Here is a 6,340-nt window from a genome sequence, read left to right on the forward strand (position 1 = left end):
GCCGCCGCTTAGGCTGACGCCCCAGTTCAGCAACCGAGGAGGGCGGCCGTGGGCATGTACGGGGACCCCGACGCCCTGGACGCGCTGGCGGCCGAGCTCTCCCAGCGCGCCCGGGAGGTGCGCGCCGCGGGGGAGGAGCACCGCCGCGAGGGCGAGCGCGCGCGGTGGGTGTCCGAAGCCGCCTCGGCCTACCGCCGCCAGCTCAGCCGGGACTGCGCGGCCGTGGACTCCGCGGCCGACGAGATGGAACAGGCCGCCGACGAGCTGCGCCGGCACGCCGACGAGGTGCGGTCGCGCCTCGAAGCGATCGCCCGCGCCGAGCGGGCGGTGCGGGCGTGGCTCGCCGAGCAGACCGCCCGCGGCGGTGCGCTGCTCGACGACGTCGGCGACGTCCTGGGCGAGCTCCCCGACGCCGGTGCAGATGCCTGGCGCTCCGTGTCCGGGCAGCTGAGCAGGCTGGGCCTGTGGTGAGCGCGGCGCCGCGGCGGCTGACCCTCACCGCCGGTGAGTGGGCGGTGTTGACCGACGGTCGGGTGGGCACGGCCCCGGGCGCCTTCGCGCCCGTGGCGATGACCCCGGAGGACCGGGACGGCGCCTTGGCCTCGCTGGCGCGGGCAGCGGTGGTGGACGCCGCCGACGGTGCGCCGGTGCCGGCGGTGGCCGCCCAGCTCCAGCTGCTCCGCCGTCCGCTGCTCACGCTCCGGTTGCAGATCTCCGGCCGCGCAGGGATCCGCCAGGGCTGGTTCGCCGTGCGGTCCGGGGTGGTGGCCGGCGTGCTGACGCTCGCCGACGGCCGCAGGGAGCTCTCGCTGGCCCCCGAGGTGCGGCTGGGCCCCGAGCTGGCACGCGCGGTGCCCGCTGCCGGCGAGGTCACCGGGCCGTGGCCGGCCGAGCAGGAGCCGGGCGACGGCATGCCGCTCACCGGGCAGTTGCCGCTCGCGCTGCTGGAGGACCGGCCGTCGCCGGGCAGCACGCCCGAGGAACTGGCGCTGGCGCAGGAGCTGGAGCGGCGGGCGGCGGGCTCGCTGAGCTGCCTGGTGCTCGGTCGCGCCGGCGGCGGAATGGCGGCCGGGCAGGTGTCGTGGCTGGCGACGGACACGGGCTGGACCGGCCTGCGCCCGCGGCCGGACGGCTCGGCCCGCCGTCCGGTCGACCTGGTGCCCGTGGAGCCGGCCGACCTGGGCACGTGGGTCACCCCCACCGTCGCCGCCCTGCTGGAGGGGACCGATGAGCAGTCCTGAGATCTCGGTCAGCGGCGGCGCCGGGGGTATCGAGGCCGAGCTGGCCGATCTCGTCGCGCTCGCCCGGAGCAGCAGCGAGCTGGCGGAGGAGCTGGCGTCGACCAGCCTCACCTGCCACGGGCTGCTGGCCGACCCCGACCTGCTCGCCTCGGCCGTGCTCGACCCCGCCGGCGTGGCGCGGTTCAGCGCGGCCCTGCTCGACGCGCTGGACGGCCCGCGCGGCCTCACCGTGCTCGCGGCCACCTTCGCCGCCCGGGCGATCACGCTGCAGGGGGCAGCCGCCGCCTACGAGGCCGCCGACGCCGCGCTCGCCGAGTTGGCCGACACCGTCGACTGGGCGCAGGGCTTCTTCTGGCCGGCCACGGTGGGCGGTCTGCTTCTCGAGGGCGCCGGCCGGCTGCTGGCCGACCCCGTGGGCACGGCGGTCGACACCGCCGCCCTGGTCGACGACCCGGAGCGCTGGCTCACCGAGCACCCCGGCGTGGTCGACGAGCTGGTGGGGTCGCTGCCCGGCGCCGGCAGCCTGGTCGGTGTCCTCACCGGCGGGCTGGCCTCACCGTGGCTGTGCGGCGGGGACGTCCGCTCGGCGGCGCGCCGCCTCGGGCTGCTGTGGCCCGACGGGACGCCGGTCGTGACCACGCTGCCCGACGACGACAAGGTCGGCGCGGTCACCCCGCCGCGGACCGTGGCCGACCTGATGGTGGCGCTCAACCGCCGGGCGACCGCATCGCGCGCGGAGCAGGACCAGATCGACGTCCGGGTCCTCACCCACGCGGACGGCACCCGCGCCTACATCGTCGACATCCCCGGCACGGCCGACTGGAGCCTGCCGGGCGGCCCGGTGAACCCGCAGACGCACGACCTCGGCACCAACGTGCGGGTGCTCGGCGGGGACGTGACCACCCGCCAGGAGGCGATCGCCGAGGCGCTGCGCCGAGCGGGTGCCGGTCCCAGCGATCCAGTCATGCTGGTCGGCCACAGCCAGGGCGGCATGGTCGCCGCCCAGGCGGCCCACGACGCCCGCACCCCGGCGTTCGACTTCGACGTGCGGAGCGTGGTCACCGCCGGGTCGCCGATCGCGCGGGCCGGCGTACCGCCGTCGGTGCAGGTGCTGGCGCTGGAGAACGCGCACGACGTCGTTCCGCACCTGGACAGCCGGAAGAACGACGACGACCCCAACGTCACCACCGTCACCTTCGACGTGCAGCGGGGGAGCATCGGCGACAACCACGGCATCGCCGGCGCCTACCAGTACGGTGCGGAGGCCGTCGACCGCAGCGATGATCCGTCGATCGCCGCCTTCCGCGTCCACTCCGCACCGTTCTTCGTGCGGCCCGGCGAGCAGGCCACCGTGGTGGCCCACGTCTACGAGATCGGCAGGAAGTGACCCGAGTGCCCACCACCCGCGGCCGCGCGCGTCGAGCCGCCCGGATCTCCGTGCTGCCGCTCGGCGCCGTCCTGCTGGCCGGCTGCGCCTTCGCGACCGGGGGAGCGGCCTCGCCCAGCAGCAGCCCTGCCGAGGACCCGGCGGCGGCGGTCGGCGCGGACATCGAGCGGCAGCTGCTCGCGCGGGACGACGTGGCCGACGCCGAGGTCCGCTACCGCGACGACGTCACCGTGCCGGCGAGCGCGGCCGTGGACGTGACGATGGAGCCCGGCGCCGACGCCGAGGCGCTCGCCGACGAGGCCGTGCGGCTGGTGTGGCTGAGCGCCCTCGAACCGCTGCACTCGATCACGCTGGAGATCGGCGACCCCGAGGACCCGCCGAGCGGCGTCTCCCGGATCGTCGACCTGCTGGACGACGCGCAGCGCGACGCGATCGAGAGCGAGCACGGCCCCCGTCCGGAGTAGCCGGCGGGGTGCGGGCAAGCGTCCGGGAGTCCGCTCGGACGTAACCGGTGAACAACTCGGTGGGGCGGGTGGGGCTCGAACCCACGACCCAGGGATTATGAGCCCGGTCGACCAGGTGTCGGCGGCGGTCGGCCATGACCTCTGCGCGCCGTTTATGCAGGTCAGCCGCCTGTGGCCGTTCGCTCCCGTTCGGCCCTGGCCGTGAGTCGGCGGCGCGTCCGTGCCCACCGTGTGCCCACGGGCGAGGTGTGGCGTGACCGCCCGCGGCACGTGCGCTGTCTGCGGCGGCACGTACGCCGTCCGCCGGGACGGCACCCTGCGCACCCACTGGGAGAACGGCACCTCGCACCGGTGCATGGGCTCCGGCTGGGCCCCGGCACCCCCCGAGACTGTCCCTGGCGTCCGCTAGGAACAAGGCGGCCCCGCCCGGTGCGCAAACACCGGAACGGGGCCTTGATCACTCACCTGCATGGAGGAGAGAGACCCATGAACGACGCTAGCGCCAACCCTGCCCCGCACCCCATCGCCCGATGGGTGGAAGTCGACGGGCAGGACATGCTCGAGGTGCGGTCCGGTGACCGCACGTGGCTGCTCACCGAGGACGAGGCCGGGGAACTGTCCCTGTTCCTCGACCGGACCGATGACCGGCCGGGCACGCCGCTGCCGTGCCCGCCCTGGTGCGAGTACGAGCCCGGCCACGGCTTCGACTCGGCCATGCCCGGCGGCGGGGAACTGGTTCGCTTCCACGGCCGCAACCTGGGCGAGCACCTGACGGTCGTCGCCGAGGAGCAGGCCGCCTCCAAGCGGGGACCGGTCACGGCCACCCGCGGCCCGTACCTGGACATCTCCGCGGAGGGCCCGTTCACCGCCGAGGATGCCCGGCAGCTCGCCGCGGGCATCGAGTCGGCCGTCGAGTTCCTGGCCGGCCTCCGGTGAGCATGACCGCCCGCCCCCTCCCGGAGGAGTGGCGGCAGCCGATCGCGGCGTGGGAGCAGCAGCTGCGCGCCGACGGGTTCACCGACAGCACGGTCTACGACCGCATCCGGGCGGTGCGCCGCGCCGCGCCCGCGTTCGCTGGCTGCCCCTGGCAGGTGACCTCCGAGGGGCTCACCGGCTACGCCGACGAGCAACCGTGGAGCGCACAGACCCGCGGCACGTGGCTGCGCAACGTCCGCCTGTTCTACGAGTTCGCCGTGACGAAAGGGTGGACCGACCGCACCCCCACCCCCGACCGGTACGCGGCGCTGGTGCGTCAACCGCAGGCCACGATCTGGGCTGTGGAGCTGGCCGCGTGGGCGGGCTGGCTGGCCGCGTCGGGGCAGAGCCCGAACACGGTCAAGCTGCGCACCTACGTGCTGCGGCGGCTGGCCTGCGCCCACCCCGAGTGGGGGCCGTGGGACCTGGGCGCCGATGACCTCGCCGGGTGGCTCGGCGGGCTGGGGGTGGGTCCGGCGGCGCTGCGGGTGGCCCGGCAGTCGCTGCGGGCGTTCTACCGGTGGGGTGCGGCCACGGGCCGGGTGCGGGTGGATCCGTCCGCGGAGCTTCCGGCGGTCCGGCACCCCCGCGCGCTGCCCCGCCCGGTCCCGGACACGGTGATCGTGAGCGCCCTCGAGGAGGCCGACGAGCGGCAGCGGGACGCGATCGAGCTGGGCGCGGTCGCCGGGCTGCGGCGTTCGGAGATCGCCCGGGCGCGCACCGACGATCTGACGCGCCGGCCGGACGGCTGGTGGCTGCGGGTGGTCGGCAAGGGCGGGCAGGCGCGGGACGTGCCCCTACCCGACGAGCTCGGCGACCGGTTGGCGTCCCGCCCGGCGGGCTGGCTGTTCCCCAACGGCAAGGGCGGGCATCTGACCGCCGCCTACCTGGGGCGGCTGATGCGTGGGCGGCTGGCCGAGCACTGGACGCCGCACACCCTGCGGCACCGGTTCGCCTCCACCGCGTACGCCGCGCAGCGGGACTACCGGGCCGTGCAGGAGCTGCTGGGCCACGCCAACGTCAACACCACGATGATCTACACCGCGGTGCCCGAGGGCGCCCGGCGGGCGGCGGTGACCGCCGCCGCGATCATCGGCTGAGCAGGAGAAGTCCCCGGCCGGAAGCGGCGGGTAAGGACATGAGCGACGACGTCGGCCGCGTTGGACGTCACCCCTGCCAGGGTCGCTCGTGTCGCCGGGGCGCCACCTGCAGGGCCGTCCCTGCCTTCTTGGGCGGGGCAGGGCCGGTCCTGCAGCTCAGGCCACCGACCCCGGGGCCAGCTTCCCGGCGGCCACCGCCTGGGCCACGATCTGCCGCACACGGGCCGTCTTGACGCCGGTGGTCCGGTAGATCGCCCGGGCGGTCACCGGGCCACCGGCGCGGCGTACCGCCCGCAGCACCTTCTCCTCCGGACTGAGCGGCCGCCGCCTCTGGGGCCGGCGTCCGCGGCGGATCGCGGCGTCGCCCTCCTTGGCCACGCGGTCAGCGATGTACCGACGTTTCGCTTCGCGGCAGTCCGCACAGGCGCGGCCGTCGTCCTCCTTGCAGCTCACGTATCTCGCGTACGTCCCATGCTGCGCGGCGCCCGGGTTGGGGTAGCCGTGCCGGCGGGCCAGGCGCCTGCGGTCACCGGGGTCCAGGCCGCCGTACATGCCGTGCGCGATGGAGCCCTCCAGCGCCTCCAGCGCGCACGGGTAGCGGACCGGGCAGGCGGCGCACACCCGGCGTGCCACCGCGAACTGCGCGGCCTTGGTTGCGGCCGGCAGGTCGTCGTGGGGATGCCAGTAGTCGTGGTCGCGGGTGACCAGCCCGGCGCACGCCGCTGAGCGTGTCCAGGTCGGGGGTCGCAGCAGGGAAGGGGCCTTGTCCACAGGGTGACGGTCGGTCACGGTGTGGCAGGCCTCAGTTGCCCCGGGAGCGGAGCTCGAGGTTCAGCTTGCGGGCCACGTCGTCGGCGGTGCCCTCGATGATGTTGATCGTGTCGGCGCGCACCATCGAGTCGAACCCGCCGGGGCCACCACTCATACCGCCGCCTGTGGGCTCGGCCGCGGCACCAGCAAAGCTCATCCCGACTGGCGCGGGCAGCCGAATGGCGGCCGGTGCCGGGAAGGAAGCCATGCGGCCCATCTCGGCGGCCACCGCGGGGCGCATGTGCGCCATGCCCTCGATGAAGCCCTCGCCAACCATCTCGCCCATCCACCTGGTCACCCGCGACGGGGAGTTGATGTCCAGCTTCTTGCCCATCGCAGCCGACAGCGCCCCGGCGACCGCCC

General features: G+C 75.4%; 8 protein-coding genes. 6 read left to right on the forward strand and 2 right to left on the reverse strand.

Annotated elements, in window-relative coordinates; genetic code table 11:
* Nucleotides 1-54: 54 nt before the first annotated feature.
* The 6 genes from C5507_RS07530 to C5507_RS07555 all read left to right on the forward strand — a co-directional run bounded on the left by C5507_RS07530 (nucleotide 55) and on the right by C5507_RS07555 (nucleotide 5,167).
* Complete coding sequence (locus tag C5507_RS07530; protein WP_479722890.1) at nucleotides 55-471, forward strand: hypothetical protein; 417 nt, start codon at nucleotides 55-57, stop codon at nucleotides 469-471.
* Nucleotides 468-1,241 (forward strand): hypothetical protein, encoded by a 774-nt coding sequence (locus tag C5507_RS07535; RefSeq protein ID WP_130504162.1) that lies wholly within the window; start codon nucleotides 468-470, stop codon nucleotides 1,239-1,241. Before C5507_RS07530 ends, C5507_RS07535 begins: the two co-directional genes overlap by 4 nt.
* On the forward strand, nucleotides 1,228-2,628 hold the full coding sequence (locus C5507_RS07540) for an esterase/lipase family protein (protein ID WP_104527904.1): 1,401 nt from the start codon (nucleotides 1,228-1,230) through the stop codon (nucleotides 2,626-2,628). The genes C5507_RS07535 and C5507_RS07540 overlap by 14 nt, the downstream gene beginning before the upstream one ends.
* Nucleotides 2,629-2,633: 5 nt before the next feature.
* A complete protein-coding gene (locus C5507_RS07545; protein ID WP_104527905.1) occupies nucleotides 2,634-3,092 on the forward strand; it encodes a hypothetical protein in 459 nt (152 codons plus the stop codon).
* A 486-nt stretch (nucleotides 3,093-3,578) separates the two neighbouring features.
* Nucleotides 3,579-4,028: a hypothetical protein gene (locus C5507_RS07550; RefSeq protein WP_104527906.1), complete on the forward strand. Its 450-nt coding sequence runs from the start codon at nucleotides 3,579-3,581 to the stop codon at nucleotides 4,026-4,028.
* Between the two features lie 2 nt (nucleotides 4,029-4,030).
* Complete coding sequence (locus tag C5507_RS07555) at nucleotides 4,031-5,167, forward strand: tyrosine-type recombinase/integrase (RefSeq protein ID WP_104527907.1); 1,137 nt, start codon at nucleotides 4,031-4,033, stop codon at nucleotides 5,165-5,167.
* A 156-nt stretch (nucleotides 5,168-5,323) separates the two neighbouring features.
* Here C5507_RS07555 and C5507_RS07560 read toward each other — a convergent pair whose 3' ends face one another.
* Both C5507_RS07560 and C5507_RS07565 read right to left on the reverse strand, forming a co-directional pair.
* The gene (locus C5507_RS07560) at nucleotides 5,324-5,938 is read right to left on the reverse strand and encodes a WhiB family transcriptional regulator (protein ID WP_158657535.1); all 615 of its coding nucleotides are present in this window, start codon (nucleotides 5,936-5,938) and stop codon (nucleotides 5,324-5,326) included.
* 31 nt (nucleotides 5,939-5,969) lie between these two features.
* Nucleotides 5,970-6,340, reverse strand: a 371-nt coding sequence (locus tag C5507_RS07565) for a hypothetical protein (protein WP_211295504.1), incomplete at its 5' end; no start/stop codon positions are given.

The organism is Blastococcus saxobsidens, from assembly GCF_002938435.1.
GTDB classification, from domain to species: Bacteria; Actinomycetota; Actinomycetes; order Mycobacteriales; family Geodermatophilaceae; genus Blastococcus; species Blastococcus saxobsidens.